This is a genomic window from Actinomyces sp. HMSC075C01 (assembly GCF_001812965.1).
GTDB classification, from domain to species: Bacteria; Actinomycetota; Actinomycetes; order Actinomycetales; family Actinomycetaceae; genus Actinomyces; species Actinomyces acetigenes.
This window is the reverse complement of sequence record NZ_KV811016.1, coordinates 438-2424: the sequence shown is the minus strand read 5'-3', so window position 1 is coordinate 2424 and position 1987 is coordinate 438. Positions and strand designations below refer to the sequence as shown.

General features: G+C 62.2%; 2 protein-coding genes and 1 pseudogene. All 3 read right to left on the bottom strand.

Going from position 1 to position 1987, the window contains the following annotated elements; translation table 11 throughout:
• The coding region (locus HMPREF2883_RS09775) for a lipopolysaccharide biosynthesis protein (protein WP_371080692.1) at nt 1–567 on the bottom strand (567 nt) is incomplete at its 3' end.
• Nucleotides 551–1492 (bottom strand): polysaccharide pyruvyl transferase family protein, encoded by a 942-nt coding sequence (locus HMPREF2883_RS09770; protein ID WP_256277423.1) that lies wholly within the window; start codon nt 1490–1492, stop codon nt 551–553. The genes HMPREF2883_RS09770 and HMPREF2883_RS09775, both read right to left, overlap by 17 nt.
• A gap of 291 nt (nt 1493–1783) precedes the next feature.
• A pseudogene (locus HMPREF2883_RS15590) lies at nt 1784–1987 on the bottom strand (lipopolysaccharide biosynthesis protein); the annotation flags it as partial.

Here is a 1987-nt window from a genome sequence, read left to right as displayed (position 1 = left end):
CGCGACAAGACCACCCACCAGGTAGCCGATCGTGTAGGACCACAGGTAGCCCTCGATACCCGCGTGCGCTCGGACCAGGAGCAGGTAGGTGGACACCACCATGGCCAGCGCATTGATCAGCCCATAGACCACGAAACGGCGCACATGACCCAGACCGCGGGCGAGCTGAGTCGTGGCCTTGAACAGGCAGACGGAGCAGAACAGGGCGAAGAAGGCTGCCGCATGCTCCATGTTCCACAAGGCGCTGCCCAGGGCGCACAGCGCCCCGGTGCACAAGGCACCCCCGCCCAGGACCACCAGGGAACCGGCGAAGAGCTCATCCTTGGGAACGTCGTCGTCGATGGAGAATCGGTAGAGGGCCTCCACCACACCGAGCGAGAGCAACGGCAGCACGATCTCGATCGCGCTGTTGAGCAGCTCGGCCGTCCCGTACTCGCCAGCAGCCAGCGCAGTCGTGTACAAGGGCATGAGGACCAGGGAGACCGCCTTGACCGCCAGGCCCCCCAAGGCAAACACCAGAGTGTTACCCAGCAGGAGCCTCATGCGCCCCTTATGGCTTGTCGACATCGAACTGGGCCTTCCACTTCTCGATGAGGTCGACGTCCAGGCCGTGGATCCTGGTTGGCCAGGAGGACTCGACCAGGTCGGCCAGATCGGTCTCGATGGAGTCGCGCTCCACCAGCGGCAGGGAGTAGTCCTTCGCCATCTCCCGCGCGCGGTAGTCGATGGCCACGATGATGGCTCGCCGCTTGCGCTGCAGGGCGAAGATGCCCCCGTGCAGGCGGTTCCCCACGTAGTCGACGCCTCGGTCGAGCACCTCCCGGAAACCCGCCAGGCTCGGCGTGACGATTTCGACGCCGTCGGCCGCCCCCAGGGACTGCAGGTAGCCCAGGTCGTCGATGGTCTGGGGCCAGAAGTGCAATCGCGAGTAGCTCCTGCGCAGCACGTCGATCATCGCTCGGTCCTTGCGCGGGCTCGGGTGGTAGGAGGTGAGCGTGAAGACCACCTCATCGCCCTTGGCGTGGGCAATGGTCTCGCAGTGCTCGGGGGTCAGTCCCCACAGGGTGGGGCAGCCGGTGTTCCAGGCCCGCAGCCCCACCCGCTCTAGGAGATGCTTGGTGCGCTCGTCGCGCACTGAGTGCACGACGTCGTGGGACAGCACCTTGCGGTAGAGGGCCCGCGTGTAGAAGTTGACCGACGAGGAGTTGGCCCCCGCACCCACGCCCAAACACACCGTGCCTGCGGCCATTCCGCAGTTGAGGTAGTTGATGTTCCACGTCGGCAGAGGCCGCAGCATATTCGTGTACAGAGCGTTGGTGCCGCACAGAAGCTTGATGTCAGCGTCTTTGAAGATACTGAGCTTGCGCCTGGACAGAAGATACTGCGCAGGAGTGTACATCGGGGTGTGGGTGGCCAGGCGCATGACATAGTTCGAGGAGAACAGCTCGCGCCAGTTCATCTCAATGGATCGCCCAATGATCTCATCCCCCATATTGAGAGAACCAACAGATGTATCCAAAAGAAGAACACGCTTCATAATCTTCCCTTACTGCATCAGCAAGACACCTCAGCTCGACCATCCAGATCGGCTCGACAAGGATACGCTGTATTCACGGATTCGCCTTCGCAGAGACGTCACGGAAAGGCAACAGGGGTCGCTACGCTGTACAGTTAAGACAAAACACACTGGTGGATACAAAAGCAATTTCACAAGCAGAGCACTAAATCGTCTCTTGGCACACAAGATCGTTCCGCTGCTCACATTCTGCGCCGGGACTCCATGTCAGAGCCTGCGCAGTACTCCCCCGTTCCTGTGCCCCAGGGACTCCGTCACGGCTCGAGCGCTGCTGGTGAGAACCGTCATGTCGCTGGTTGCCAGCAGCCCCAGGCAGACCCAGGCCACGGCAGTCCGCCATGAGCCACTGTCGAAGGACATGCACGCGGTGATACCGATGAGCAGTGTGAGCTGGTAGGTGAGGCGCGGGCG